This is a genomic window from Zestomonas carbonaria (assembly GCF_904061905.1).
Lineage (GTDB): Bacteria > Pseudomonadota > Gammaproteobacteria > Pseudomonadales > Pseudomonadaceae > Aquipseudomonas > Aquipseudomonas carbonaria.
Map to the genome: position 1 here is coordinate 307,914 of NZ_CAJFCI010000080.1, position 25,823 is coordinate 333,736.

General features: G+C 67.1%; 21 protein-coding genes. 10 read left to right on the top strand and 11 right to left on the bottom strand.

All coding sequences use genetic code 11. The features are described from left to right. Positions 1-153 precede the first annotated feature (153 nt). Positions 154-333, bottom strand: a complete 180-nt coding sequence (locus tag PSEWESI4_RS22435; RefSeq protein ID WP_187673442.1) for a hypothetical protein — start codon at positions 331-333, stop codon at positions 154-156. Between the two features lie 57 nt (positions 334-390). Between PSEWESI4_RS22435 and PSEWESI4_RS22440 the strand changes: the two genes are divergently transcribed. Continuing rightward, positions 391-2,886, top strand: a complete 2,496-nt coding sequence (locus tag PSEWESI4_RS22440; RefSeq protein WP_187673443.1) for a hypothetical protein — start codon at positions 391-393, stop codon at positions 2,884-2,886. 79 nt (positions 2,887-2,965) lie between these two features. On the opposite strand, the gene PSEWESI4_RS22445 is transcribed toward PSEWESI4_RS22440, so the two are convergent. The 8 genes from PSEWESI4_RS22445 to PSEWESI4_RS22480 form a co-directional block, all read right to left on the bottom strand. Further along, on the bottom strand, positions 2,966-4,792 hold the full coding sequence (locus PSEWESI4_RS22445) for a long-chain-acyl-CoA synthetase (RefSeq protein WP_187673444.1): 1,827 nt from the start codon (positions 4,790-4,792) through the stop codon (positions 2,966-2,968). Positions 4,793-4,976: 184 nt separating this feature from the next. Next, positions 4,977-5,801, bottom strand: coding sequence for an SDR family oxidoreductase (locus PSEWESI4_RS22450; RefSeq protein ID WP_187673445.1), 825 nt, complete (start codon positions 5,799-5,801; stop codon positions 4,977-4,979). 109 nt (positions 5,802-5,910) lie between these two features. Beyond that, positions 5,911-7,899, bottom strand: coding sequence for a geranyl-CoA carboxylase subunit apha (gene atuF, locus PSEWESI4_RS22455; RefSeq protein ID WP_187673446.1), 1,989 nt, complete (start codon positions 7,897-7,899; stop codon positions 5,911-5,913). A 321-nt stretch (positions 7,900-8,220) separates the two neighbouring features. Then, the gene (gene atuE, locus PSEWESI4_RS22460; protein ID WP_187673447.1) at positions 8,221-9,018 is read right to left on the bottom strand and encodes an isohexenylglutaconyl-CoA hydratase; all 798 of its coding nucleotides are present in this window, start codon (positions 9,016-9,018) and stop codon (positions 8,221-8,223) included. Between the two features lie 31 nt (positions 9,019-9,049). Then, positions 9,050-10,210, bottom strand: coding sequence for a citronellyl-CoA dehydrogenase (gene atuD, locus PSEWESI4_RS22465; protein ID WP_187673448.1), 1,161 nt, complete (start codon positions 10,208-10,210; stop codon positions 9,050-9,052). Positions 10,211-10,570: 360 nt separating this feature from the next. Continuing rightward, positions 10,571-12,187: a geranyl-CoA carboxylase subunit beta gene (gene atuC / locus PSEWESI4_RS22470; protein WP_187673449.1), complete on the bottom strand. Its 1,617-nt coding sequence runs from the start codon at positions 12,185-12,187 to the stop codon at positions 10,571-10,573. 4 nt (positions 12,188-12,191) lie between these two features. Continuing rightward, the gene (locus PSEWESI4_RS22475) at positions 12,192-13,064 is read right to left on the bottom strand and encodes an SDR family oxidoreductase (RefSeq protein ID WP_187673450.1); all 873 of its coding nucleotides are present in this window, start codon (positions 13,062-13,064) and stop codon (positions 12,192-12,194) included. Between the two features lie 85 nt (positions 13,065-13,149). Further along, on the bottom strand, positions 13,150-14,937 hold the full coding sequence (locus tag PSEWESI4_RS22480) for an acyclic terpene utilization AtuA family protein (RefSeq protein ID WP_187673451.1): 1,788 nt from the start codon (positions 14,935-14,937) through the stop codon (positions 13,150-13,152). Positions 14,938-15,121: 184 nt separating this feature from the next. Here PSEWESI4_RS22480 and PSEWESI4_RS22485 point away from each other — a divergent pair, with 184 nt between their 5' ends. Further along, positions 15,122-15,745, top strand: a complete 624-nt coding sequence (locus tag PSEWESI4_RS22485; protein WP_187673476.1) for a TetR/AcrR family transcriptional regulator — start codon at positions 15,122-15,124, stop codon at positions 15,743-15,745. A gap of 63 nt (positions 15,746-15,808) precedes the next feature. Further along, positions 15,809-16,588, top strand: a complete 780-nt coding sequence (locus PSEWESI4_RS22490; RefSeq protein WP_187673452.1) for a PhnD/SsuA/transferrin family substrate-binding protein — start codon at positions 15,809-15,811, stop codon at positions 16,586-16,588. A 30-nt stretch (positions 16,589-16,618) separates the two neighbouring features. On the opposite strand, the gene PSEWESI4_RS22495 is transcribed toward PSEWESI4_RS22490, so the two are convergent. Further along, on the bottom strand, positions 16,619-16,786 hold the full coding sequence (locus PSEWESI4_RS22495) for a DUF2897 family protein (RefSeq protein ID WP_187673453.1): 168 nt from the start codon (positions 16,784-16,786) through the stop codon (positions 16,619-16,621). A gap of 142 nt (positions 16,787-16,928) precedes the next feature. On the opposite strand from PSEWESI4_RS22495, the gene PSEWESI4_RS22500 reads away from it, so the two are divergent. The 3 genes from PSEWESI4_RS22500 to pyrF all read left to right on the top strand — a co-directional run bounded on the left by PSEWESI4_RS22500 (position 16,929) and on the right by pyrF (position 19,935). Further along, positions 16,929-18,233, top strand: coding sequence for an ATP-binding protein (locus PSEWESI4_RS22500; protein WP_187673454.1), 1,305 nt, complete (start codon positions 16,929-16,931; stop codon positions 18,231-18,233). Beyond that, complete coding sequence (locus tag PSEWESI4_RS22505; protein ID WP_187673455.1) at positions 18,234-19,148, top strand: response regulator; 915 nt, start codon at positions 18,234-18,236, stop codon at positions 19,146-19,148. An 88-nt stretch (positions 19,149-19,236) separates the two neighbouring features. Beyond that, positions 19,237-19,935, top strand: coding sequence for an orotidine-5'-phosphate decarboxylase (gene pyrF / locus PSEWESI4_RS22510; RefSeq protein ID WP_187673456.1), 699 nt, complete (start codon positions 19,237-19,239; stop codon positions 19,933-19,935). Positions 19,936-20,346: 411 nt separating this feature from the next. Here pyrF and cadR read toward each other — a convergent pair whose 3' ends face one another. Further along, complete coding sequence (gene cadR / locus PSEWESI4_RS22515) at positions 20,347-20,793, bottom strand: Cd(II)/Pb(II)-responsive transcriptional regulator (RefSeq protein ID WP_187673457.1); 447 nt, start codon at positions 20,791-20,793, stop codon at positions 20,347-20,349. Positions 20,794-20,873: 80 nt separating this feature from the next. On the opposite strand from cadR, the gene PSEWESI4_RS22520 reads away from it, so the two are divergent. The 4 genes from PSEWESI4_RS22520 (at position 20,874) to modC (ending at position 25,788) form a co-directional block, all read left to right on the top strand. After that, entirely contained in the window at positions 20,874-23,060 is a 2,187-nt protein-coding gene (locus PSEWESI4_RS22520; protein WP_187673458.1) for a heavy metal translocating P-type ATPase, read from the top strand. Positions 23,061-23,240: 180 nt separating this feature from the next. Continuing rightward, entirely contained in the window at positions 23,241-23,996 is a 756-nt protein-coding gene (modA, locus tag PSEWESI4_RS22525; protein ID WP_187673459.1) for a molybdate ABC transporter substrate-binding protein, read from the top strand. A 10-nt stretch (positions 23,997-24,006) separates the two neighbouring features. Continuing rightward, positions 24,007-24,690, top strand: a complete 684-nt coding sequence (gene modB / locus PSEWESI4_RS22530) for a molybdate ABC transporter permease subunit (RefSeq protein ID WP_187673460.1) — start codon at positions 24,007-24,009, stop codon at positions 24,688-24,690. Further along, a complete protein-coding gene (gene modC, locus PSEWESI4_RS22535; RefSeq protein WP_187673461.1) occupies positions 24,691-25,788 on the top strand; it encodes a molybdenum ABC transporter ATP-binding protein in 1,098 nt (365 codons plus the stop codon). Positions 25,789-25,823: the final 35 nt, after the last annotated feature.

Below are 25,823 nucleotides of genomic sequence, written 5' to 3' on the forward strand. Positions count from 1 at the left end.
ATCGCGCGCATGGCGCGCTCCTACAGGTCGAGACCGTAGGAGCGGCCCATGGCCGCGAAAAAGCTGGCGTGGCCAGCTTTGTAGGATGGGTGAAACCCATCACCATCGGAACCGATGGGTTGCACCCATCCCACGACTTGCCGGGAATATGGCTCAGAACGGATAGTCGCCACGCTGGATATTCCAGTACAGCGGCTCGTCCAGCACACGATAGCCGCTGTTGCCGAGCGGATCGCCGCCGGCCTGTGCATCGAAAGTGATTTTCCCCGATAGCCTGGTCAGGCTGTTGGGGCGCCTGGCGTACAGAAAGGTCGAGCCGCGCGTGGTGTGCACGGGACGTGCCTTGGCTAAACTGCGGCTCCCTTCATGAACGCAAGGAGCTGCGTCGCTGTGTCCACCGAGTCGGATGAATCCTTCCTTTCTTTGGTTTTCCAGTTGGTGCGGGCTTTGTTCGCGCTCGTCTGGGAGCTGTTCAAGCTGATTGCGCCCATTGCTGCGCTGACCCTGCTGCCGCCCCCATTCGCTCTGGGGACCGTGCTGCTGGCGGCGCTGGCCAGCTGGGCTGCGGTACGCCTGCGCTGGATGCGCCTGGCCCACACCTGCAGTTCGCTGATGGACATGGGGGTGTTCGGTCTCAGTTTTTCCGTTTGCTACTGGCTGTCGAGCTGGTGGGGGCTGGGGCTGGGCTTTGTGCTGCTGATCGTTGGGATAATCCTGTCATCCTCCCTGCAGAGGCGTCTGGGACTGGCCAAGGTCCTGCCGGAAAGCACGGAGGGGACGTCCACGCAGGGCAGGAGTGCCTGGGAAGGTGGCGATTTGCTGACCCCCGAGGGAGAAAGGGTTCGTACCTTCGCCTGGGGGGAGATTGCCATGGGCGGGCCGACCTTCGGTTGCTACCTCTTCCCCGACGGTGTTCTGCTGGAAGGACTGGGGGCTTCTGCGTGTTTCTCCTCCAGTGGTCGCTATTTTGCCGCGCCGTTACCCAGTCGCGGCACCTGGGGGATGTTGATCCTGGATCGTCAGGAGCGGTGCGTTTATCGCAATGCGGGGATCGGTGAGTTCTGGGAGATAGACGAACTCACCGACGAGGCCATTTATGGCCGATATAGCCCGCTGACGGGCAACAAGCCCTATCGAATGGCGCTGGCCGACATTCTGCGGCAGAGTGAGGCGGTGGATTTGGTGCCTATTCGCGATCTGTGGGTGGAGTCCGGCTTCTCTCTGGATCTGGAACCTGTCGAATTCCCTGCTCCCCAGGGTGGCCATTGCCTGAGAGGGCTACCTTACGTGCCGGAATCCCTGCGGGAGCTGGATAGGCCGTTGGGGCCGCTGCTTAAACCACTCCTTCGCCTGGAACTGGATGGCGAACCTAGTGGGCTTCTGATGTCAGTGACTGAAGTGCTGTTGTGGCGCAACGATGGCCAGGCTGTGGCTTGCCGGGCATTTGCCCGGAGTTTCGAACGCCAGTGGTGCTGGCACGGAGATTGGCCACCGCCGCTGTGGTTGTGGCAGGCCGGCCAGGGCTGGAGGCAACTGGTCGCACCTTGGGGCAGTGTACCTGGTGAGCCCGCCTTGAATTGGGAGGAACCGAGCGAATTGCTCGAGAGCGAGCTTCTCCTGCATGGTCACCTGCGGTTGCAGAGGCCCGACCATCTGCACTTTGGCTATGGGTTGAGACAATACTTCAGCGATGTGGAGAGCTGCATCGGCCATGACGATGAGGGGCGTATCCAGCTCGGCGAATGGCGCGGTACTCGCCTGACCCGCCTCTTGCCTCTGGATGGAAAGGGGCGGCGCGGAGAGGGGGCGATCCTGGGGGAACCAATGGAAAATGGTGACTGCCCACGTTTCGAATGGCGTCGTGACAGTCGCGATGGCCGTCTGGGCGCTTATGCCTGCCGGGTCGGTGACTGGGTGCTGGAAGGCGAGTGGTTGATCGATCACCGCGTCTCCAACTGCGGACGCTACCTGGCCCTGGTGGCCTTTGTCGAGGCACCGGCGGTACCGCACCGGCTCTGCGTGGCGGATCTGCGGCTTCGCCGGCTGCTGGAGTTTCCCTTCGAGTTACTGATCGCCACCTTGCTGGATTTCCGTGACGACGTGCTCAGTCTGGTCCATATCGTCGGACGTCTTGACATGAAGGAGCGGAGCACGCCACTGCGTCGTTTCGATCATGCCGCCCCGGCGGCTGGACGGGCAGCGCGCTTCGTCGCCGATGATCCGGACTCGTGGCTTTACTATGACCGGCTTGTCTTGCGGGTTGCCGAGGATGACCTGCAGGTGTTGCCGAACTGGCGTCTGGCGGGGCGCCCGCAGGTGGCCAATGCTGATGGCGAGTTCGTTCTGCCAGCACCTACCGGGCGCGATGCCGCCTGGTTGTTCGGCGCCGAGACCGAATATGCCGACTGCTATCCGCGACCGGGAGAGCCGCGTGGCGGCGGTTGCCTGCTCACCGCATCGGGTTTGGGGCTGGCAAATCTTGGCCCTTCGATGATCTGGTCCGAGGATGGCCGGTACCTGGCACTGACCCGTTACATTCGTCGCCTGTGTGCGAGGGAGCGGGTGGACAGCGACCAGTGGTACCTGCTGCTCCTAGATGTGCAGGAGCGTAGCCTGCGCGCCACCGGCGACCATATCGGTTGTATGCCGCACTTCCTGCGTTTCGATGCAGAGGAGCTGGAATGGCGGGTGCAGTCGACCGACTGGGAGCCTGAGGATAGGCCGCCAGTCTGGCAGACGCGGCGTCTGGCGTTGGGCGAGTTGCTTGCGCTGTGCACGGTGCCATTGCAGGCCAGCGGCAAACTCTGGCTTCCTGCCGAAGAGTTGAAGCGTGCCGGTCAATGGCATGGCCTGGACAGCAGTCACTTGCAGCCGTGGCGTAACTAAGCAGGGGCTGTGGCTTTTTCGATGGCGTGGCCGAGGCCGGCATGGCGGCCGACCCCGACGCGTTCGGTGGCGTTAGGGTTCAGAACCTGTAGTCGCCGCGCTGGATGTTCCAGTACAGCGGCTCGTCCAGGACGCGATAGCCGCTGTCCCCGGGCAACCGGACGAACAGCGGATCGCCAGCGGCCTGTGGATCGAAGGCGACTTTCTTGAGGTCGGTCTTCTTGTACTTGAAGGTGCCGGTGGTCTCCACCTGCGAGAGCAGGCGCAGGAACAGCGGCACCGCGTAGGCCGGCAGTTCGCGGTCGAGGTGGACGGCGAGGGCGGCATAGTCGAGTTCGACGCCAGGACCCAGGCGTAGCGCGGCCATGCCGCAGCGGCCGTTGGTGCCGGGGATTTCCACGCCGTAGACCACCGCGTCCTCGATACCGGGGAAGGCGGCGATGACGTTCTCCACCTCGGTGGTGGAGACGTTTTCGCCCTTCCAGCGGAAGGTGTCGCCGAGGCGGTCGACGAACTGGGCATGCTTGAAGCCGATGTCGCGCATCAGGTCGCCGGTGTTGAACCAGGCGTCACCTTTCTTGAATACGTCACGGAAGATCGCTGCCTCGCTCTTGGCCGGGTCGGTGTAGCCGTCGAACGGCCATTTCTCGGTGATTTCGCTGATCAGCAGGCCGGGCTCGCCCTTGCCGACCTTCTCCATGAAGCCCTTCTTGCCGCGCACCGGGCGGTCGTTTTCCAGGTCGTAGCGGACGATGGCGTAGGGCGCCGGGGAGAAACCGACGGTGTTGTCGAAATTGAAGACGTTGGTGAAGCCGATGTTGCCCTCGCTGGAGGCGTAGAACTCCACCACCCGCTCGATGCCGAAGCGCTCCTTGAACGCGTTCCAGATCGACGGGCGCAGGCCGTTGCCGATCATGCAGGTGAGGCTGTTGTCGCGTTCTTCCGGGCTTTCCGGGTGGTTGAGCAGGTAACGGCACAGCTCGCCGATGTAGCCGAAGCAGGTGGCGCGGTAGCGGGCGACGTCCGGCCAGAAGGCGCTGGCGGAGAACCGGCGGCGCAGGGCGATGGCCGCACCGCCGGCGAGGGCGGCGCTCCAGCACACGGTGACGGCGTTGTTGTGGTAGCAGGGCAGGGTCAGGTAGAGCACGTCGTCGGTCGTCAGGCCCAGTCCGGAGTGACCGAAGCCGCCGTAGGCCTTGATCCACTTGCCATGGCTCATGATCGAGGCCTTGGGCAGGCCGGTGGTGCCGGAGGTGTAGATCAGGAAGCAGGCGTCCTTCATGCGCACCTGGGCGCTGCTCGGCAGGTTGCCGTCGGCCTGGCCACGGGCGAGCAGGGCGAGGTTGCGCCAGCCCGCCGGCGCTTCGCCGGGCTCGGCCAGGGTGTCGCGATCGGCCAGCCAGTAGCAGTGCCGGCCGGCGTTTTCGACGTCGCCGCGCACGCTCTCGAAGACCGCGTGCAGTTCTTCGCCGACCACGAAGTGGCTGGGTTCGACAAGGTTCAGGCTGTGGGTCAGCACGTGGCCGCGCTGGGTGGTGTTGATCAGCGCGCCGGCAGCGCCGAGCTTGGCCAGGGCGGCGAGCACGGCGAGGACTTCCAGGCGGTTCTCCAGCATCACCGCGACCACGCTGCCATGGCGCACGCCTTCCGCCTGGAGGGCGCGCGCCAGGCGGTTGGCCCAGGCGTTGAAGGCGGCGTAGCCGAGCAGGCGTTGGTCCTGCATGAGCGCCGGGCGGTCCGGATTGAGCTGGGCGGCGCGCTCCAGCGCCCAGGCCAGGGAAAGATTCTTCTCGCGGTTGCGGATGGCCGTGTAGTACAGGCCGCGCAGCGCGCGCGGTGCACGGGCGACGACGGCCGGCAGGCGGCCGAGGAAGCGGGTGGTGGTGATCAGGTCGGCGTCGGACATGGCTCTCGCGCTTGTTGTTGTGGGCGATCTTGCCAGTGGCGAATGTAAGGGTAGACCGGACGAGCGACTATGACCTTTGCGCGTGCCGGAAAGGTCAAATGGGCGAATACGAGGTGTTGCCAGGTAGGATGGGGGCAACCCATCGGCTCTGGAACCGATGGGTTGCCCCCATCCTACGGGTTTCTCAGTCGAGGAACAGGTCCGTCGACAGCGGGCCGCCGGCCGGGTCGTAGCGGTACTGCTCGAAGTCGCTGACGCCTTGCTCGGCGAGGATTTCGTCGTCGATCAGCAGGCGGCCGGTGATCGAGCGCCCCGTGCTGGAGAGGATGGCGTGGGCGGCGTCGGCCATGATCTCCGGCTTGCGGGCGTACTTGAACACGTCGCGGCCGCCCAGCTCGAACTCGATGGCGGCGGTGGCGATGATGGTCCGTGGCCATAGTGCGTTGACGCTGATGCCGTACTTCCTGAACTCGTCGCTCATGCCCAGGGTGAGCATGCTCATGCCGTACTTGGTGACGGTGTAGGGGCCGTGGCTGGCGAACCATTTGCTCGCCAGGTTGAGCGGCGGCGACAGGCTGAGGATGTGGCCGTTGGCGCTCTGCTTGAGGTAGGGCAGCGCGGCCTGGCTGCAGACCATCACCGCGCGGGTGTTTATCTGGAACATCAGGTCGAAGCGCTTGGGGTCCAGGTGTTCGACGCCGACCAGCTTGATCGCCCCGGCGTTGTTGACCAGTGCGTCGATGCCGCCGAAGTGTCCGGCGGTCCTGGCCATGGCCTCGCGCACGGCGTTCTCGTCGCGCACGTCCAGTTGCAGGGGCAGCGCCTTGCCGCCGGCGGCCTCGACTTCCTCGGCGACGGTGAAGATGGTGCCGGCCAGCTTGGGATGCGGCTCGGCGCTCTTCGCCGCGATGACGATGTTGGCTCCGTCACGCGCCGCGCGCAGGGCGATCTCGCGGCCGATGCCACGGCTGGCGCCGGTGATGAACAGGGTCTTGCCTTGCAGGGACATGGTTCACCTCGTTCTTGTGGGGTGCGGGGAGCGCACCGGTTGTGGTGGGTGCGTAGGAGCGGGCCATGCCCGCGATCGCGCGCATGGCGCGCTCCTACGGGAAATGGGGTCAGGCGTCCTCGGCCTCGACTTCGACCAGCACCTGGCGGTTCTTCACCTGATCCCCCTTGCTCACCTGGACGCGGCGGATCACGCCGTCGACGCCGGCCTTGAGCGGGTGCTCCATCTTCATCGCCTCCAGCACCACCAGCAGTTGGCCCTTGCCGACCTTGTCACCTTCGCCGACCAGCACCTCGACGATGGCGCCGTCCATCGGCGCCTTCACCGTGCCGGAGCTGGCGGCGTCCTGGCCGCTGGCCGGCTCGTGGGTGACGTCGAGCAGTTCCAGGTTGCCGTTGTGGCCGTACAGCCACAGCCGTTCGCCATCCTGATGGTAGGCCAGGCTCCGGCGTACACCGTCGACCAGCACGGTGGCCCAGCGGCCGTCGGCGGCCAGCAGGGTCAGTTCCAGGCTGGTCTCGCCGATACGGGCGGTGAAGCCCGGTTGGTCGCCACTGCTGGTGACGCCCAGTTCGACGGCGTGCTTCTGCTCGCCGTGCTTGAGGATGAAGCACCAGGGGGCGTTTTCGACGTTGCGCCAGCCGGCCAGGCCATGCTGGTGGGCGCGGGCCAGGGCCGAAGACTGGTAGAGCAGGACGGCCGCGACGGCCAGTTCGGCGGCGGTCGGCGGCTGCGGGGTGAGGCTCGGGTCGTTGGCGAAGTGTTCGCCGATGAACGCGGTGGTGGCGCTGCCGGCGGCGAAGCCGGGGTGCGCCAGCAGGTTGGCGAGGAAGCGCTGGTTGCCGTTGACGCCGAGCAGCACGCAATCCTCGACGGCGCGGACCAGCTTGCGCCGCGCGTCGTCGCGGGTCTCGCCATAGGCGATCAGCTTGGCCAGCATCGGGTCGTAGAAGGGCGTCACCGGCTGGCCCTCGACGAGGCCGTGGTCGATGCGGATGCCGTCCAGCAGGGCCGGCTCCCAACGCAGGACCTCGCCGGTCTGCGGCAGGAAGTCGTGGGCGCTGTCTTCGGCGTACAGGCGCACTTCGATGGCGTGCCCGCTCAGGCGGATTTCCTCCTGGCGGAGCGGCAGCGGCTGGCCTTCGGCGACGCGGATCTGCCAGGCCACCAGGTCCTGGCCGGTGACCAGTTCGGTGACCGGGTGCTCGACCTGCAGGCGGGTGTTCATTTCCAGGAAGTAGAAGGTGCCGTTGGCGTCCAGCAGGAACTCCACGGTGCCGGCGCCGACGTAGTTGACCGCACCGGCGGCCTTCACCGCCGCCTCGCCCATGGCCTTGCGCAGTTCGGGCGTCATCACCGGACAGGGCGCTTCCTCGATGACTTTCTGGTGGCGGCGCTGCACCGAGCAGTCGCGTTCGCCCAGGTAGACGATGTTGCCGTGCTGGTCGCCGAACACCTGGATTTCCACGTGGCGAGGCTGGATCACCGCTTTCTCGAGAATCAGTTCGCCGGAGCCGAAGGCGTTCTGCGCTTCGGAGCGCGCGGTCCGGAGTTGCGCGGCCAGGTGCTCCGGATCGTGGACCAGGCGCATGCCGCGACCACCGCCACCGGCGCTGGCCTTGATCATCAGCGGGTAGCCGATGTGCGCCGCCTCGCGGGTCAGCGTCTCGTCGTCCTGTTCGGCGCCTTCGTAGCCGGGAATGCAGGGCACGCCAGCTTCGAGCATGGCGATCTTCGACAGGCGCTTGCTGCCCATCAGGTGGATGGCTTCGACGCTCGGGCCGATGAAGACGATGCCGGTGGCTTCGCAGGCGCGGGCGAATTCGGCGTTTTCGGAGAGGAAGCCGTAGCCGGGGTGGATGGCGTCGGCGCCGGTGCGGCGCGCGGCGTTGAGGATGGCGTCGAGCTTCAGGTACGACTGGCCGACCGGTGCCGGGCCGATGCACACCGCTTCGTCGGCCAGTCGCACGTGGCGCGCGTCGGCGTCGGCCTCGGAGTACACCGCCACGCTGCGGTAGCCCAGCGCGTGGGCGGTACGGATCACCCGGCAGGCGATCTCGCCACGGTTGGCGATGAGGATCTTGGTGAAGGCGGGCATCTTCATGCTCCTGCTGTTGTCGGCTCCCGGATTGCATCCGGGCTACGGTCTGCGTTTGCGTAGGGTGGATCGCGCTTCATCGATCCACCGGTGGTGTTGCGGTGGATGTGAAAGGCGACATCCACCCTACGGTGTACTGTCGACGTGGTCCGGGCTGCTCGACTGTCCGTGCTGCGGGGAGAGGGCTTTCCCTCACCCCTGGCCCCTCTCCCGGAGGGAGAGGGGAACGAACGGAGTCGCGGGATAGCACCCAGGCAGACCGCGACATCGAACAGCTCCCTCTCCCTCCGGGAGAAGGTTGGGGTGAGGGGCGGAGTTTCTCTATTCCGCCCACTTCGGCTTACGTTTCTGCACGAACGCCTGCGTCCCTTCGGCGCCTTCCTCTCCGGTCACCGCCTTGGCGAACTGTTCGGCGGCGCTGTCCAGCAGCGGGCCGAGCGGTTCGTTCTCGGTGGCCAGCAGCAGCGCCTTGGTCGCCGCATTGGCGCGCGGCGCGCACTGGCGGATCTGTTCCAGCACCTGGGCGAGGCGTCCTTCCACGGCATCGGCGTCCGCTTCGCAGTAGTGCACCAGGCCGAGGCGCAGCGCCTCGGTGCCGTCGAAGCGGGCGGCGGTCAGCGCCAGGCGGCGGGCCTGGGTGAGGCCGATGCGCTTGGCGACGAAGGGGGCGATCTGCGCCGGGAGGATGCCGAGGGTGGTTTCCGGCAGGCCGAAGCGCGCCTCGGCGTGGGCGATGGCGATGTCGGAGACGCAGGCCAGGCCGAAGCCGCCGCCGAGCACCGCGCCTTCCAGCACGGCGACCAGGGCCAGCGGTGCGCGCTGGGCTTCTTCCAGCAGGCTGCCGAAGGCGCGGTTCAGCTCGCGGTAGGCGTCGATGCCCCTGGCGCGCGCGCCGGCCATGTCCTTGATATCGCCGCCGGCGCAGAAGTGCCCGCCGGCACCGCGCAGCACCAGGGCGCGCACGCTTTCGTCGTCACGCACGGCGGTGAGCACGGCGCGCAGCTCCCGGACCATCGCCAGGCTCATGGCATTGCGGCTGTCCGGGCGGTTCAGGGTGACGTGCAGGACGCCGCCATCACGTTCCAGCAGCAGGGTTTCGCAGTTCGGCAGTTCGCTCATGCCGGGTTCCTCATCGATTCGGAGTGGAGCGTCAGCCTTTCTTCTTGCCCGGGAGGATGCCCATCAGCTTGCAGATGATGCCCAGCATGATCTCGTCCGCGCCGCCGCCGATGGAGACCAGGCGGGTGTCACGGTAGGCGCGGGATACCGGGTTGTCCCACATGAAGCCCTGGCCACCCCAGTACTGCAGGCAGGCGTCGGTGACCTCGCGGCCCAGGCGGCCGGCCTTGAGCTTGGCCATGGAGGCGAGGCGGGTGACGTCCTTGCCGCTGACGTACAGCTCGGTGGCCCGGTAGACCAGGGCGCGCAGCGCTTCGATCTCGGTCATCAGTTCGGCCAGGCGGAAGTGGATGACCTGGTTGTCGATCAGCGCGTTGCCGAAGGTCTTGCGTTCCTTGCAGTACTCGATGGTGACGTCGACGCAGTGCTCCAGGCCCTTGATCATGTTGGCCGAGCCGTACAGGCGCTCTTCCTGGAACTGCAGCATCTGCATCATGAAGCCGGCGCCTTCCGCGCCGATGCGGTAGCGCTGCGGTACGCGGACGTCGTCGAAGAACACCTGGGCGGTCTCCGAGCTGCGCATGCCAAGCTTGTCCAGGTGCGGGCTGAGGCTGATGCCCGGCGTGTTCATCGGCACCATGATCAGCGACTTGTTGACGTGCGGTTTGTCGTCCGATGTGTTGGCCAGCAGGCACATGAAGTCGGCCGACGGCGAGTTGGTGATCCACATCTTGCTGCCGTTGATCACGTAGTCGTCGCCGTCCTTGCGCGCGGTGGTCTTCAGCCCGGCCACGTCGGAGCCGGCGCCCACTTCGGAGACGCCGATGCAGCCGACCATCTCGCCGGTGATGGCGGGGCGCAGGAACTCCTCGCGCAGCTCGTCGGAGCCGAAGCGGGCGAGGGCGGGGGTGCACATGTCGGTCTGCACGCCGATGGACATGGGGATGCCGCCGCAATGGATGGTGCCGAGTTCTTCGGCGGCGACGATCGAGTAGCTGTAGTCCAGGCCCATGCCGCCGAATTTCTCCGGCTTGGAGATACCCAGCAGGCCCAGTTCGCCGGCCTTCTTGAAGATGTCGTGGATCGGGAAGCGGCCGTCTTTCTCCCATTGGTCGACGTGCGGGTTGATTTCCTTGTCGACGAAGTTACGGACCGTGCGGCGGATTTCTTCATGTTCCTGGGTGAAGATCATTTTCTTGTTCTCCTCGAAGGGTATTCGTCGGGGGACCGTCCGGCCCTCTCCCTAGCCCTCTCCCGGAGGGAGAGGGGACTGGTTCGTGCGTGCCGGCTGTCGTGGTGCATTCCGGCGACGCGGTTGCTGTTGCTCCCCTCTCCCCCCGGGAGAGGGGCCGGGGGTGAGGGGCGGTGCCCGACCTGAACACCGTTCCCTCTCCCTCGCCCTCTCCCATGAATGGGAGAGGGACTGGTTCGTACGTGCCGGCTGTCGTGATGCACTCCGGCGACGCGGTTGCTTTTGCTCCCCTCTCCCCCCGGGAGAGGGGCCGGGGGTGAGGGACGGTGCCTGACCTGAACACCTTTCCTCTCTCCGTCCCTAAAGTCTCGCCACCCCGAAGGTGTTCCTCTTCAGCGGCCGCACGGCCGCCTCGGCACAGATGTCCAGCAGGTAACCGAGCAGCTTGCGGGTGTCGCGCGGGTCGATCAGGCCGTCGTCCCACAGGCTGGCAGTGCCGTACAGCGCGGTGGACTGGCTGTCGAGCTTCTGGGCGGTCATCTGTTCGAGCATGTCGAGCATCTTCAGGTCCGGCTCCTTGCCCTCCTTGGCGTGCTTCTCCTCGGTGACGATGCGCAGCACCTTGCCGGCCTGGGCGCCGCCCATCACGGCGGTGCGGCTGTTCGGCCAGGCGAAGATGAAACGCGGGTCGAGCCCCCGGCCGCACATGGCGTAGTTGCCGGCGCCGTAAGAGCCGCCGACCACGATGGTCAGCTTGGGCACCGTGGCGTTGGCCACCGCCTGGATCAACTTCGAGCCGTGCTTGATCACGCCCTGCTGTTCCGACTCGGTGCCGACCATGAAGCCGGTGGTGTTGTGGAAGAACAGGATCGGCGTGTTGCTCTGTTCGCAAAGCTGGATGAACTGCGCCGCCTTCGCCGCGCCCTGCGGGGTGATCGGTCCGTTGTTGCCGATGAAGCCGCAGGGCTGGCCTTCGATCCGCAGGTGGCCGCAGACGGTCTGGCTGTCGAATTCGTTCTTGAAGTCGAGGAATTCCGAGCCATCGGCGATCCGCGCGATGATCTCGCGCACGTCGTAGGGCTTCTTGGCGTCGGCCGGGACCACGCCGAGCAGTTCCTCGGCCGGGTACAGCGGTTCCTGCCAGTTGCGTTGCGGGCGCGCCGGCAACTGGGCGTTCCACGGCAGCATGGCGAGGATTTCGCGGGCGATGCGCACGCCGTCGGCGTCGTTCTCGGCCAGGTACTCGGCGGTGCCGGCCACCTGGGCGTGCATCTCGGCGCCGCCCAGTTGTTCGTCGTTGGCCACTTCGCCGGTGGCGGCCTTGAGCAGCGGCGGGCCGGCGAGGAACATCTTGGCCTTGCCGCGCACCACCACCACGTAGTCGGACAGGCCCGGCTGGTAGGCCCCGCCGGCGGTGGACGAGCCGTGCACCACGGTGACCTGCGGGATACCCATGGCGGACATCCGCGCCTGGTTGGCGAAGCCGCGCGCGCCTTCGACGAAGATGTCCGCCGCGTAGTTGAGGTTGGCGCCGCCGCTTTCGGTCAGCGCCACCAGCGGCAGCTTGTTCTCCATGGCGATCTGTTGCAGGCGCAGGGTCTTCTTCAGCCCGGTGGGCGAGATGGTGCCGCCCTTGATCGCGCTGTTGCTGGCGCTGACCAGGCAGCGCACGCCGGCGATGTAGCCGATGCCGGCGATGATGCCGCCGCCGGCCTGGGTGCCGTCCTTGTCGTCGTGCAGCTTGTAGCCGGCCAGCGAGCACAGTTCGAGGAACGGCGCGCCGGGGTCGAGCAGCAGGTTCAGGCGCTCGCGGGGCAGCAACTGGCCGCGCTTGACGAACTTCGGCCTGGCCTCGGCGGCCTTGTCCAGCACCTTGCGTTCGACTTCGCGGAAGCCCGCCACAGCGGCGAGCATGGCTTCGCGGTTCTGCGCGAAGGCTTCGCCGTGCACGTCCAGCTCGGATCGGATCACCGGCATCGGCTCATTCCTCTTTCAAGACGTCGGGCAGGTAGGCCCGGTGGAAGCCATTGTAGGACTGGCTCTGTCCCGGCTTGCCCTTGACCAGCGGGAAGGCGCGGCTGCCCTGGCTGGCGGCGCCGTCGATGCGGATGGTGGTGCCGCTGATGAAGGCTGCGCCGGGGGATAGCAGGAAGACGATGGCGGCGGCGACTTCCGACTCGGTGCCGATGCGCTTGAGCGGCACGTGCTCGCGCAGGGTCGGGATGATCGCCCGGAAGGCGCCTTCGTAGGTGTCCATGCCGCTGGAGGCGATCCAGCCCGGCGCCACCGCGTTGACCCGCACGCCGGCGTGGCCCCACTCGACGGCGGCGGTCTTGGTGAAGTTCTCCATGCCCGCGCGCGCCGCGCCGGAGTGGCCCATGCCGGGCATGCCGCCCCACATGTCGGCGAGCATGTTGACGATGCCGCCGCCGGTCTTGCTCATCGACTGGTTGAACACCTCGCGGGCGACCAGGAAGCCGCCCACCAGGTTGGTCCTGACCACCGCCTCGAAGCCCTTCTGGTTGATCGAGGCGAGCGGGGAGGGGAACTGGCCGCCGGCGTTGTTGACCAGGTGGTGGATCGGCCCGCGCTCGGCGATCACCGCCGCGACCATGGCCTTGACCGCTTCCTCGTCACGGATGTCGCAGGCGTGCCAACCGACGCTGCCGTCGTCCTCGGCGATCTCGGCGGCGGTGGCCTCCAGCTTCTCGGCCTTGCGCCCGACCAGCACCACATGGGCGCCGAGCGACGCCAGTTCGTGGGCGGTGCAGCGGCCGATGCCGCTGCCGCCGCCGGTGACCAGGATGGTCTGGCCGGCGAACAGGCCGGGTTTGAATACGGAGTCGTAGCTCATCTGCGGTATCGTCCTCATCGTAGGGTGGACAACCGCGTCGCGTTGTCCACCAGAAGCCGGTGGATGAAAAAAAGCGTCATCCACCCTACAAAGACTTGGCCAGCGCCTGTGGCACCGCCACCGGCATTTCCAGCAACTGCTGGGCGAAGGCCTTGCCCTGCGGGTCGCTGCGCAGGCTGGCGATACCGCCGCCGCCGAGCGCGTTTTCCAGCAGGAAGTTCAGGCTGTGGCTGCCCGGCAGGTACCAGCGCGACACGCGACCGGTCTGCGGGTCGAGCACGTGTTCCATCCACTCGGCGACGTTCTCGACGGAGAGCGCGGCGGCGATCCACGGCAGGTACTCGGGTTTGCGCGCCATCACGCCAATGTTGCTGTGGTTGCCCTTGTCGCCGGAGCGCGCCACGGCCAGCGCGATCAGCGGCACGCTGGCGTCGGCCACGCCTTGCGGGGCGTCCGGTTCCAGTGGCTCGGGCAGGTCGGCCGGGTCGAGGTTTTCCAGGTCGGGCAGGGCGACCGCCTGGCGCTGCTCGCCGAAGGCGACTTCCAGATGGCAGGCGTGCTTGTCGATCAGGAACGAGAACAAGCGGATCACCGGGCTGACCCCGGCGCGCCCGCCGGCGCTGCCGGTCAGGCCCGGCGCCATGCCGGTGGCGGCCTGGGCGATCTCGCGGGAGAACAGGGTCAGCGCTTCCTTCTTCGCATGCCGGGCGGACAGGCGCAGGACCACTTCGCGGCTGTCGCCACGTCGCGCGTGCGGGCCGTAGGTGGACTCGCTGCCGAGGATGTCGACGGCGGTCTCGCGATAGTCGCCCCAGCCGCGCTCGGCGAACATCTCGCGGGTCCTGGCGAAGATCGCCTGGCCGACCCGTTCGGCCTTGCGCACCGCGTCGATGCCGGCCATGACGAAGCTGGCGGTGCAGCGGAAACCGTCCGGCCAGGTGGCGCTGACCTTGTAGCGGTCGTTCGGCGGCAGGCCGCGCGCGCCTTGCAGCAGTACCCGGCCGGGGCCGGCCTGCTCGAGGGTCACGCGGGTGAAATCGCAGGTCACGTCGGGCAGCAGGTAGGCGCGCGGATCGCCTATCTCGTAGAGCATCTGCTCGCCCACGGTAAAAGGCGTGACCAAGCCGCCGGAACCTTCCGGCTTGGTCACGACGAAACGGCCGTCGCCTTCCACTTCCACGATCGGGAAGCCGATGTGTTCGTAGTCCGGCACCGACTCCCAGTCGGTGAAGTTGCCGCCGGTGCACTGCGCGCCGCATTCGATGATGTGGCCGGCGAGGGCCGCCTGGGCGAGCTTGTCGTAGTCGTTCCAGGCCCAGCCGAACTCGTGCACCAGCGCCGCGCTGACCACCGCGCTGTCGACCACCCGGCCGGTGATCACGATGTCGGCGCCGAGCTTCAGCGCCTCGACGATGCCCGGCGCGCCCAGGTAGGCGTTCACCGACACGCAGATCGGCGGTAGCGGGGCGCCGCTGAACATCTCGGTGACGCCGGCCTTGGCCAGTTCGCCGAGCTGCGGTTGCAGGTTGTCGCCGTGCAGCACGGCGATCTTCAGGTCCACGCCGGCCTGGGCGCAGGCGGCGGCCAGGGCGCGTGCGCAACCGTCCGGGTTGACCCCGCCGGCGTTGCTGATCACGCGGACGTTCTTCGCCGCGATGTCCTGCAACAGCGGCGCCAGGACTTCGACGAAATCGGTGGCGTAGCCGGCCTCGGGGTTCTTCATGCGGGCGCCGGCCATGATCGACATGGTGATCTCGGCCAGGTAGTCGAACACCAGGTAATCCAGCTCGGCGCCGCGCACCAGTTGCGCGGCGGCGGTGGAGGTGTCGCCCCAGAAGGCGGAGGCGCAGCCGATGCGTACGGTTTTGGTCATTGGAGTTGTCCCGTCACATACGAAGTGATTCCGACATTACCAAGCAAGCGCTTGGTTTGGAAGCCCCGCCGAGATAATTTCCCAACCAAAGAATGGCCAAGCGCTTGCTTGGGTGGGGTGCCAGCGCATAGATTGCGCCCCATGAGGCGACGGCAAGGGCCGTCGGATGGGAGGGTGAGTGAAAGTGGATGAACAGAAGTCCCGTGCCGTACTTCGCGAACTGGTCGAAAGCGGGCAGGTGACGGACCCGGAGAGCCCGCGCGGCAAGCTGCTGCAGACGGCGGCGCACCTGTTTCGCAACAAGGGCTTCGAGCGCACCACGGTGCGCGACCTTGCCAGCGCGGTGGGCATCCAGTCCGGCAGCATCTTCCACCACTTCAAGAGCAAGGACGAAATCCTCTGCTCGGTGATGGAGGAGACCATCCTCTACAACACGGCGCTGATGCATGCGGCGCTGGCCGAGGCGGGCACGGTGCGCGAGCGGGTGCTGGCGCTGATCCGCTGCGAGCTGCAATCGATCATCGGCGGCACCGGGGAGGCCATGGCGGTGCTGGTGTTCGAGTGGCGCTCGCTGTCGGAGGAGGGCCAGGCCCATATCCTCGCCCTGCGCGACGCCTACGAGCAGCTCTGGCTCGAAGTGCTCAGCGAGGCGAAGAGCGCCGGCTACTGCACCGGCGATCCGTTCATCCTGCGGCGTTTCCTGACCGGCGCGCTGTCCTGGACCAACACCTGGTACCGCGCCGAAGGCTCGATGACGCTCGATCAACTGGCCGAGGAAGCCTTGACCCTGGTGATAAAGGAATCCTGATACTGGCCAGTTGATATTCCGTGGGCTAGCCTGAGTCAAACTCTTCCGCAGGTCGTCGTTTCCATGCTGCTTGCCGTGCGCTCCTGGCTCCAGCCGCTGTCGCTGCTGTTTTTCGCGTTGTGCAGCCTCCCGCTGGCGGCTGGGCAGGAAGTACGTGTCGGGGCGGCGCATTTCCCGCCTTATGCCGAGCGCCCCGAGCAAGGGGGTGACCTCGGGCTGCTCGGCGATTTGCTGGCGGCGCTCAATACGCTCCAGGACGACTACCGCTTCGTCGCCGTCCCGACCTCGCTGCCGCGCCGATACCGGGATCTCCGCGAAGGACGCATCGACATGATGATGTTCGAGAACCCGCAATGGGACTGGCAGGACATACCGCATATCGCCCTGGACATGGGGCTGGAGGACAGCGAGGTGTTCGTCGCCCGCGCCGAGACCGGTCGCGGCCAGGATTACTTCGACGACCTGGAAGGCAAGCGCATGGCCCTGTTCAGCGGCTACCACTATGCCTTCGCCGGCTTCGACGCCACGCCGCATCGGCTGGTCGAGCAGTTCCGTGCCACCTTGACCTACTCCCACGACAGCAACCTGAAGATGGTGCTGCGCGGCCGTGCCGACATAGCCCCGGTGACCCGTTCCTACTTCGAGGTCTATCGCCGTAGCGATCCCGATGCCGGCCAGCTACTGGTTTCCGAGCGGATCGACCAGGTCTACCGCCACCAGGCGCTGCTGCGACCGCGTTCGCCTATCGATGCGCAGACGCTGGGGGCGCTGCTGGATACCCTGCGGGCGCAGGGCAGGCTCGCGGATATTTTCGCGCCCTATCACATCAGCGTGCGCGAGTAGGGCGGAGCGGCTTACCGAGGGGGCAGGCGCTCAGCGGTCTTCCGCGTCCTTGGCGTCCTGTTCGAGATTGCGTTGATGGATGCGCTTGAGCTGTTCTTCGCTCAGCGGCAGTTTCTTCGCCGTGTCGCGCAGCATCAGCAGGCCGCCGACGATGGAGCCGAGCGCGAGGATCAGGATCAGCCAGGCATACCAGGGCATCTTCGTTCTCCCTCCGTTGGGGTTCCGCCACCATAGCGCCGCCGGCGTGCCTTGTCAGGCGCTTCGGCTGTCGCACAAGTGTCACGTGATGGCAATCTGATGCTGCTTGAATGGCGGCTTTCCTGCAACGGGGAGGCTGCCGATGACCACCACCAGCGCACTCGCGCGCCTGCTCAGGCCCGTGGTGCCACTGCCGCCTGAGCTGAGTATCAACGAGGTGGCCGAGCGTCTGCTCACGCCCGAGCACAAGGCCTTTCTCTCGCTGCCGGTGGTGGATGCCGAAAGCCGCCCGCTGGGCCTGGTCAGCCGCACCCGCTTGCAGGACATCTTCATGCAGCGCTTTGGCCGCGACCTGCGTGGGCGCCATCCGGTGCGCGAGGTGATGAACCCCGAGCCACTGGTGGTCAGCCTGGAAACCAGCCTGGAAGACGCCGCCAAGCAGGTCACCGGCCAATTGCAGTACCCCATCACCGAGGACTTCATCCTGGTCGACGCCGAGGGCCGCTATTGCGGGCTGGGCACGGTGCTGGACCTGCTCAAGGCCATGGAGGCGCGCATCGGCCAGCGCAACCGGGTGCTGCGCAAGGCGCTGGTGGACCTCAAGGAGTCCCAGGTGCAGTTGCTGCAATCGGAGAAGATGGCCTCGCTCGGGCAGATGGTCGCCGGCGTCGCCCACGAGCTCAATACGCCGCTGGGGTACGTGAAGAACAACGTGCAACTGCTGCGCGAGCTCAGTGCGCCGATCTTCGAGCTGGCCCGCGCACAGGCGACCCTGGCCGGCTGCCTGGCCGATCCCGGGTGCGACGAGGAGCGCCTGGCCGCGGCCCTGCGGGACGCCGCCGAGGCCCGGGAGCTGGCCGCGCCGGAATTGCTCGAGGCCGACTTCCGGCAACTGTTCGGCGACACCCTCTACGGCCTCGAGCAGATCGCCGAACTGGTGGTCGGTCTCAAGGACTTCGCCCGGCTCGACCGCGCCATGAGCGAGGAGGTCGATCTCAACGACTGCATCCGCAGCGCGCTGCTGATCGCCCGCAACCACATCAAGGACAAGGCCGAGGTCGAGCAGCAGCTCGGCGAGCTGCCGCGCATCGCCTGCGCGCCGTCGCAGATCAACCAGGTGCTGCTCAACCTGCTGACCAACGCCGCCCAGGCCATCGACGGCCGGGGGCTGATCCGCATCCGCAGTTGGGCCGACGACGATGGCTTGTACATCTCGGTACGCGACAGCGGCCGGGGCATGCCGCCGGAGGTGATGGCGAAGATCTTCGATCCCTTCTTCACCACCAAGCCCGTGGGGCAGGGAACCGGCCTGGGATTGTCGATCAGCTACAAGATCGTCCAGGACCATGGCGGGCAGATCCGCGTGGCCTCCGAGCCGGGGCGCGGAACCCGTTTTCTGATCAGTCTGCCTCACCTGCGGGTGGCCGCCATGAAGAGGAGCGCCTAGATGTCCGCTGCAATCCGAATACTGTTCGTCGACGACGAGGAGCGCATCCTGCGCAGCCTGGCCATGCAGTTCCGCCGGGACTATGTGGTACTCACCGAGACCGACCCCTTGCGCGCCCTGGAGCGGTTGCGCAGCGAGCAGGTACATATCCTGGTCAGCGATCAGCGCATGCCACGGATGACCGGTGCCGAGCTGTTGGCGCGGGCACGCGAGGAGGCGCCGGAGACCTTGCGAATCCTGCTCACCGGCTATTCTGACCTCGACGCGGCGGTCGAGGCACTCAACAGTGGCGGCATCTTCCGCTACCTGACCAAGCCCTGGGACCCGCAGGAAATGGCGTTCACCCTGCGCCAGACGGCGGAGATCGCCGCGCGCCAGGTGCAGGCGTCCACGCCGCCGGCGGCCAGCGGGTCGGGCGTATCGCTGACCCTGCTGTTGCTCGACGATGCCGCCGGGACCCTGTCGGTGGTCGGCGACTTCTGTTCGGCCGGCGGTCATCGCCTGCTGCGAGCGGGCAGCCTGGCCGAGGCCATGCGGATGCTCAACGCCGAGGAGGTGGACATCCTGGTCAGCGACTTGAAGCTGGCCGGCGAAGACACCGCGCCGCTGCTCAAGAGCCTGGCCCAGGCCCATCCCCGGCTGCTGAGCCTGGTGGTGACGACATTCCGCGATACCCAGGCGCTGCTCAAGCTGATCAACGAGGCGCAGATCTTCCGCTACCTGCCCAAGCCGGTGCGTCGGGGCCTCTTCGAGAAAGGCCTGCGCGCGGCGGCCGAACAGGCGCAACTGTGGCGCCTGCAGCCGGCGGTGCCGGTCACCCGCCTTGCCGAGACGCCCCGCGATGAACGCGAGAAGGAGCGGGTCGGCAGCCTGCTGGGCATGCTTGGGCGCCTGCGCGACCGGCTGAGTGCCTGACGGACCCTGGCCGGTTCTCGGCGGAGCGGCACAGTGGGCGCCGCTTCCGCTACAATGCGCGCCGTTTTCGACTTGCTGAGAGCCCGCCATGTCCGCCTGCCAGACTCCGATCATCGTCGCCCTCGACTTCCCCACCCGCGAGGCCGCCCTGGCTATCGCCGACCAGCTCGACCCCAGGCTGTGCCGGGTCAAGGTCGGCAAGGAGCTGTTCACCAGTTGTGCGGCGGGCATCGTCGAGACGCTGCGTGGCAAGGGCTTCGAGGTGTTCCTCGACCTGAAATTCCACGACATCCCCAACACCACGGCGATGGCGGTCAAGGCCGCCGCCGAGATGGGCGTGTGGATGGTCAACGTGCACTGCTCCGGCGGCCTGCGGATGATGGCGGCCTGCCGAGAGACGCTGGAAGGGTTCAACGGGCCGAAACCGCTGCTGATCGGCGTCACCGTGCTGACCAGCATGGAGCGCGAGGACCTGGCCGGCATCGGCCTGGACGTCGAGCCGCAAGTGCAGGTGCTGCGCCTCGCCGCGCTGGCCGAGAAAGCCGGCATGGACGGCCTGGTCTGTTCGGCCCAGGAAGCTCCGGCACTGAAGGCCGCGCATCCGGCGCTGCAACTGGTCACCCCGGGCATCCGCCCGGCCGGCAGCGCCCAGGACGACCAGCGCCGCATCCTCACCCCCCGCCAGGCCCTGGACGCCGGCTCCGACTACCTGGTGATCGGCCGCCCGATCACCCAGGCCGCCGACCCGGCCAAGGCCCTGGCGGCGGTGGTCGCCGAGCTGGCCTGAACGCTCAAAAGCCGGTAAGAGCGCTGGAGGCTGGAAGGCTGGACGAAAGAGCGCTCGGCTTTTGTAGGGTGCGCCGCGCGCACCGTTTACCCAGAGGCGGGTAGGGTGGTTCGTCGGAAACGCAGGTGTTGCATCCCCATCGGTGCGCGGCGCCCCCTACCCGAATCTCCTGCATACGCGGGGTAGGGTGGGCTTCAGCCCACCGTGGCGCTTCTGTAGGAGCCAGCTTGCTGGCGATGCTTTTGTGTTGCCGGGGATCGCGCGCATGGCGCGCTCCTACAGGTCGGCACCGATGTTGACCTGTAGGAGCGGTCCATGGCCGCGAAAAGGTTTGACGCAGAAGGTGCATGGCCGGAACGCTGTCCAGCCTCCAGCCTCCAGCCTCCAGCCTCCAGCCTCCAGCCTCCAGCCTCAATGCCCGTGGCTATTGCCCACATGCGAATGCCCGGCCGGGGCGACATCCTCGACCGCGCCGGCTTCGTTCAGCCGTTGCAGGATGCCGCAGGCCTCGCCGCCTGCCTGGCAGCGCTGGCGCAGTTCCAGTAGTTGTTGCTCCATCGCCTGGAGGCTGGCGATGCGTGTGCGCACATGGGCGATGTGTTCGTCGACCAGCGCGTTGGCGTCGGCGCAGCCGGCGCGGGGTTGTTCGCGCAGTTCCAGCAGGCGCCTGATCTCTTCGTGGGTCATGTCCAGGCTGCGGCAGTTGCGGATGAAGATCAGCCGTTCGACATGCGCCTCGCCATAGGAGCGGTAGTTGTTCTCGCCGCGCGCCGGTGGCGGCAGCAGGCCTTCGCGCTCGTAGTAGCGGATGGTTTCCACCGCGCAGTCGGTCAGCCTGGCCAGTTCGCCGATTTTCATGACGGGTTCCTCAAGGTGCTTGACCCTATAGTGACTACAGGGTGTTAACTCGGCAACAACTACAGACAAGGAGTTGTTCCATGACCGATTGCTGCGGACACCAACACCATCATCCGAGCGACGATCGGAAACCCCGGGCGAATACCGCCGTGCCGACCCAGGACGTCGCCAAGGACGCTCGCCTGAGCCGGGTGCGCATCCAGCAGATGGACTGCCCGACCGAGGAAGCGCTGATCCGTGGCCGCCTGGCCGACATGCCCGGCGTGCTCGCCCTGGAGTTCAACCTGTTGCAGCGGGTGCTCGGCATTCACCATCGGCCCGGCGCCTTGGAAGCGGCGCTGGAAGCCATTCGCGAGCTGGGCTTCACGCCGCTGCTCGAAGGCGCCGAACCGGATGACGACGCAGCGGAACGGCCCCAGCGCAACTGGCCGTTGGCGCTGGCCGGTCTTGCCGCGCTGTTCGCCGAAGTCCTGCATTTCTCCGGCCGGGCGCCGGAGTGGGTGGTCGCCAGCCTGGCACTGGCGGCCATCCTCGCTTGCGGCCTGGGCACCTACCGCAAGGGCTGGGTGGCGCTGAAGAACCGCAACCTGAACATCAATGCATTGATGAGTATCGCAGTGACCGGTGCGGTGCTGATCGGCGAGTGGCCGGAAGCGGCCATGGTGATGGTGCTGTTCGTGATCGCCGAACGCATCGAGGCGCGCTCGCTGGACCGTGCGCGCCAGGCGATCCGTGGGCTGATGGCGTTGACCCCGGAGCGGGCGACGGTGCAGCAGGCGGATGGCGCTTGGCTCGAGATGGCGGTCAGCGATGTGCCCCTCGGCGCACGGGTGCGAGTGCGTCCCGGCGAGCGCATCGGCCTGGACGGCGAGGTGGTCGAGGGGCGTTCCAGCGTCGACCAGGCGCCGATCACCGGGGAAAGCCTGCCGGTGGAGAAGGGCGTCGGCGATCCGCTGTTTGCCGGCACCATCAACCAGGCCGGCGAGATGGAGTACCGGGTCACCGCGCTGGCTGGCGACAGCACCCTGGCGCGGATCATCCACAGCGTCGAGGAGGCTCAGGGCGCCAAGGCGCCGACCCAGCGCTTCGTCGACCGTTTCTCGCGCATCTACACGCCGGCGGTGTTCGTCCTCGCCGTGCTGGTCGCGCTGCTGCCGCCGCTGTTCGACGGCGCCTGGCTGGACTGGCTGTACCGTGCCCTGGTGCTGCTGGTGGTGGCGTGCCCCTGCGCGCTGGTGATCTCCACCCCGGTGACCATCGTCAGCGGCCTGGCCGCCGCCGCGCGGCATGGCCTGCTGATCAAGGGCGGGGTGTACCTGGAGAGTGGCGGCAAGCTCGATGTGCTGGCCCTCGACAAGACCGGCACCATCACCCACGGCCGTCCGGCGCAGACCGATTTCGAGGTGCTGGAGGTAGAAACCGAGGCGCATGCCCGGGCGGTCGCCGCCAGCCTGGCATCGCGTTCCGATCACCCGGTATCCCTGGCGCTGGCTCGCCAGGCCGAGCAGGACGGCATCGACAGCCTGCCGGTGAGCGCCTTCGAAGCGTTGCCCGGTCGTGGCAGTCGCGGCGAGGTGGATGGGCGTGCCTACCATCTTGGCAACCACCGGCTGGTCGAGGACCTGGGGTTGTGCTCGCCGGCCCTGGAGGCGCGCCTGGAACGTCTCGAACGGCAGGGCAAGAGCGTCGTCCTGCTGTGTGCCGAGGACCGCGTGCTGGCGCTGTTCGCGGTGGCCGACACGGTCAAGCCGGGCAGCCGCGAGGCGCTTGCCGAACTGCACGCGCTGGGCATTCGCAGCCTGATGCTGAGCGGCGACAACCCGCACACGGCGGAAACCATCGGCAGCGCGGTGGGCATCGACGAAACCCGTGGCAACCTGCTGCCGGCCGACAAGCTGAGCGCCATCGAGGCGTTGCAGGCACAGGGGCATGTGGTCGGCATGGTCGGCGACGGCATCAACGACGCGCCGGCCCTGGCCCGCGCGGACATCGGCTACGCAATGGGCGCGGCGGGCAGCGACAGCGCCATCGAGACCGCCGACGTGGCGGTGATGGACGACGACCTGCGCAAGCTGGCCACCTTCGTCCGGCTGTCCCGCGACACGGCGCGCATCCTCAAGCAGAACATCGCCCTGTCCCTGGGCGTCAAGGCGCTGTTCCTGGCCATCGCGATCACGGGCGAGGCGACCCTGTGGATGGCGGTGTTCGCCGACATGGGCGTCAGCCTGCTGGTGGTGTTCAACGGCTTGCGCCTGCTGCGCCGCTAGGGCGCCACGGTCCTCTGCTCGCGATCAAGAGCTTCGCGAGCAGAGCTTGCTCCTACAGGGCAGTGTCTTGATGGTGAGAGGTAGGGCTATATAGAAAAGTTTATTTCGCTTGGCTGGCCACAGGACTCGCTATATAGTTTTTGATATAGCGAATTGCCGTACAACAACAAGGAGCCAGCCATGCACCGTCGTTTCATTCCCGTCCTGTTCGGACTGTTTTCCGCGGGCCTGCTGCACAGCGCCGTCGCCGACGAAGTGCAGGTGGCGGTCGCCGCCAACTTCACCGGCCCGGTGCAGGCGATGACCGAGGACTTCGAGAAAACCACCGGGCACAAGCTGGTGACGTCCTTCGGCGCCACTGGTCAGTTCTATGCACAGATCAAGAACGGCGCGCCCTTCGAGGTGTTCCTCTCCGCCGACGACTCCACGCCCGCCAAGCTGGACCAGGAAGGCGAGACGGTCGCCGGTTCGCGCTTCACCTACGCGATCGGCACCCTGGCGCTGTGGTCGGCGAAGGAAGGCTACGTGGACGACCAGGGCGAGGTGCTCAAGCGCCAGGATTACCGCCACCTGTCCATCGCCAACCCGAAGACCGCTCCCTACGGCCTGGCGGCGACCCAGGTGCTCGACCACCTGGGGCTGCGCCAGGCGGTGGCCGGCAAGCTGGTGGAAGGGCAGAACATCACCCAGGCGCATCAGTTCGTTGCCAGTGGTAACGCCGAGCTGGGCTTCGTCGCGCTCTCGCAGATCTACAAGGACGGCCAGGTCACCGGCGGCTCCGCCTGGATCGTGCCGGCCGAGCTGCATGAGCCGATCCGCCAGGATGCGGTGATCCTCGCCAAGGGCAAGGACAACCCGGCGGCCAAGGCATTCGTCGAATACCTCAAGGGTGAACAGGCCGGCAAGGTGATCGAGTCCTACGGCTACAGCCGCTGAGCCCTCCCTCATGCCATTGGGTCCCGCCGACCTTGCCGCGATCTGGCTGACCATCAAGCTGGCGACGCTGACCACGCTGCTGTTGCTGGTGGTCGGCACGCCTATCGCCTGGTGGCTGGCGAACACCCGTTCGCGCCTCAAGGGCGTGGTGGGGGCCGTGGTGGCGCTGCCGCTGGTATTGCCGCCGACGGTGATCGGCTTCTACCTGCTGGTTAGCATGGGCCCGCACGGGCCTATCGGCCAGTTGACCCAGAGCATGGGTCTGGGCGTGCTGCCGTTCACCTTCGCCGGCCTAGTGGTGGGCTCGATGATCTACTCGCTGCCGTTCGTGGTGCAGCCGCTGCAGAACTCGTTCTCCTCCATCGGCCCGCGCCCGCTGGAGGTGGCCGCGACCCTGCGCGCGGGGCCCTGGGACAGCTTCTTCACCGTTGCCTTGCCGCTCGCCAAGCCTGGCCTGGTCACCGCCAGCATCCTCGGCTTCGCCCATACCGTCGGCGAGTTCGGCGTGGTGCTGATGATCGGCGGCAACATCCCGGAGAAGACCCGGGTGGTTTCGGTACAGATCTACGACCGCGTCGAGGCCATGGAGTACGTCCAGGCGCACTGGCTGGCCGGAGGCATGCTGGTGTTCTCCTTCCTGATCCTGTTGGCGCTGTATTCTTCGAAGCGAATCAAGCCGGGTTGGGGAAATTGAATGACGCTTGAGCATGAGGGGATCGAGGCGCGTTTCCGCCTCGATTACCCGGAGTTCGTGCTGGATGTCGATCTGCGCCTGCCGGGGCGCGGGGTGACCGCGCTGTTCGGGCCGTCCGGCTCGGGCAAGACCAGTCTGCTGCGCTGCATCGCCGGCCTCGAACGAGCGGGGCAGGGCTTCCTGCGGGTCAACGGCGAACTGTGGCAGGACAGCGCCTCGCGGCTGCTGCTGCCCACCCACAAGCGCGCCCTGGGCTACGTGTTCCAGGAGGCCAGCCTGTTCGAGCACCTGACGGTGCGCCGCAACCTGGAGTACGGCTACCGGCGCATTCTGGCGGAGCAGCGGCGGGTCGGCCAGGAACAGGCGGTGGAGCTGCTGGGGATCGGCCACCTGCTCGAACGCATGCCGGATCGCCTGTCCGGCGGCGAGCGGCAGCGTGTCGGCATCGCCCGCGCCTTGCTCACCAGCCCGCGGCTGCTGCTGCTCGACGAGCCGCTGGCGGCGCTCGACCTCAAGCTCAAGGGCGAGATCCTGCCCTACCTAGAACGCTTGCACGATGAACTGGACATCCCGGTGCTGTACGTCAGCCACGCACCGGATGAGGTGGCGCGGCTGGCCGATCATCTGGTGCTGTTCGAGCTGGGCAGTGTCCTGGCCTGCGGGCCGATCGGCGAAACCCTGGCGCGCCTGGACCTGCCGACCGCCCTGACCGACGACGCGGGGGTGGTGATCGAGGGACGGGTCGCCGGCCATGACTCGGCCTACGACCTGCTCAGCCTCGAGCTGCCGGGCAGCCGGCAGGTCCTGCGCGTGGCGCACAAGCCGCTGGCGCCAGGGCGTCCCTTGCGCTGCAAGATCCAGGCGCGTGACGTCAGCCTGAGCCTGCAACGCCAGGAACACAGCAGCATCCTCAACCTGCTGCCGGCCACCGTGATCGGCGAAACCCCGGCCGGCAGCGGCGCCCACGTACTGGTGCGCCTGGAGGTGGACGGCACGCCGCTGCTGGCGCGCATCACCCGCTACTCGCGCGACCACCTCGGCCTGCATCCCGGCCAGCAGCTATGGGCACAGGTGAAGGCGGTGGCGTTGTTGGCTTAGGTGATTGGATCGCGAGCAGAGAGCCAGGCGGGGGG

What these genes read in the sequence shown, in the direction of transcription:
- PSEWESI4_RS22445 (WP_187673444.1), bottom strand. Translation starts at nt 4,792, where the DNA reads ATGTCCGACGCCGACCTGATCACCACCACCCGCTTCCTCGGCCGCCTG.
- PSEWESI4_RS22450 (WP_187673445.1), bottom strand. Translation starts at nt 5,801, where the DNA reads ATGTCCCTGCAAGGCAAGACCCTGTTCATCACCGGCGCCAGCCGTGGC.
- atuF (WP_187673446.1), bottom strand. Translation starts at nt 7,899, where the DNA reads ATGCCCGCCTTCACCAAGATCCTCATCGCCAACCGTGGCGAGATCGCC.
- atuE (WP_187673447.1), bottom strand. Translation starts at nt 9,018, where the DNA reads ATGAGCGAACTGCCGAACTGCGAAACCCTGCTGCTGGAACGTGATGGC.
- atuD (WP_187673448.1), bottom strand. Translation starts at nt 10,210, where the DNA reads ATGATCTTCACCCAGGAACATGAAGAAATCCGCCGCACGGTCCGTAAC.
- atuC (WP_187673449.1), bottom strand. Translation starts at nt 12,187, where the DNA reads ATGCCGGTGATCCGATCCGAGCTGGACGTGCACGGCGAAGCCTTCGCG.
- PSEWESI4_RS22475 (WP_187673450.1), bottom strand. Translation starts at nt 13,064, where the DNA reads ATGAGCTACGACTCCGTATTCAAACCCGGCCTGTTCGCCGGCCAGACC.
- PSEWESI4_RS22480 (WP_187673451.1), bottom strand. Translation starts at nt 14,937, where the DNA reads ATGACCAAAACCGTACGCATCGGCTGCGCCTCCGCCTTCTGGGGCGAC.
- PSEWESI4_RS22490 (WP_187673452.1), top strand. Translation starts at nt 15,809, where the DNA reads ATGCTGCTTGCCGTGCGCTCCTGGCTCCAGCCGCTGTCGCTGCTGTTT.
- PSEWESI4_RS22495 (WP_187673453.1), bottom strand. Translation starts at nt 16,786, where the DNA reads ATGCCCTGGTATGCCTGGCTGATCCTGATCCTCGCGCTCGGCTCCATC.
- PSEWESI4_RS22500 (WP_187673454.1), top strand. Translation starts at nt 16,929, where the DNA reads ATGACCACCACCAGCGCACTCGCGCGCCTGCTCAGGCCCGTGGTGCCA.
- PSEWESI4_RS22505 (WP_187673455.1), top strand. Translation starts at nt 18,234, where the DNA reads ATGTCCGCTGCAATCCGAATACTGTTCGTCGACGACGAGGAGCGCATC.
- pyrF (WP_187673456.1), top strand. Translation starts at nt 19,237, where the DNA reads ATGTCCGCCTGCCAGACTCCGATCATCGTCGCCCTCGACTTCCCCACC.
- cadR (WP_187673457.1), bottom strand. Translation starts at nt 20,793, where the DNA reads ATGAAAATCGGCGAACTGGCCAGGCTGACCGACTGCGCGGTGGAAACC.
- PSEWESI4_RS22520 (WP_187673458.1), top strand. Translation starts at nt 20,874, where the DNA reads ATGACCGATTGCTGCGGACACCAACACCATCATCCGAGCGACGATCGG.
- modA (WP_187673459.1), top strand. Translation starts at nt 23,241, where the DNA reads ATGCACCGTCGTTTCATTCCCGTCCTGTTCGGACTGTTTTCCGCGGGC.
- modB (WP_187673460.1), top strand. Translation starts at nt 24,007, where the DNA reads ATGCCATTGGGTCCCGCCGACCTTGCCGCGATCTGGCTGACCATCAAG.
- modC (WP_187673461.1), top strand. Translation starts at nt 24,691, where the DNA reads ATGACGCTTGAGCATGAGGGGATCGAGGCGCGTTTCCGCCTCGATTAC.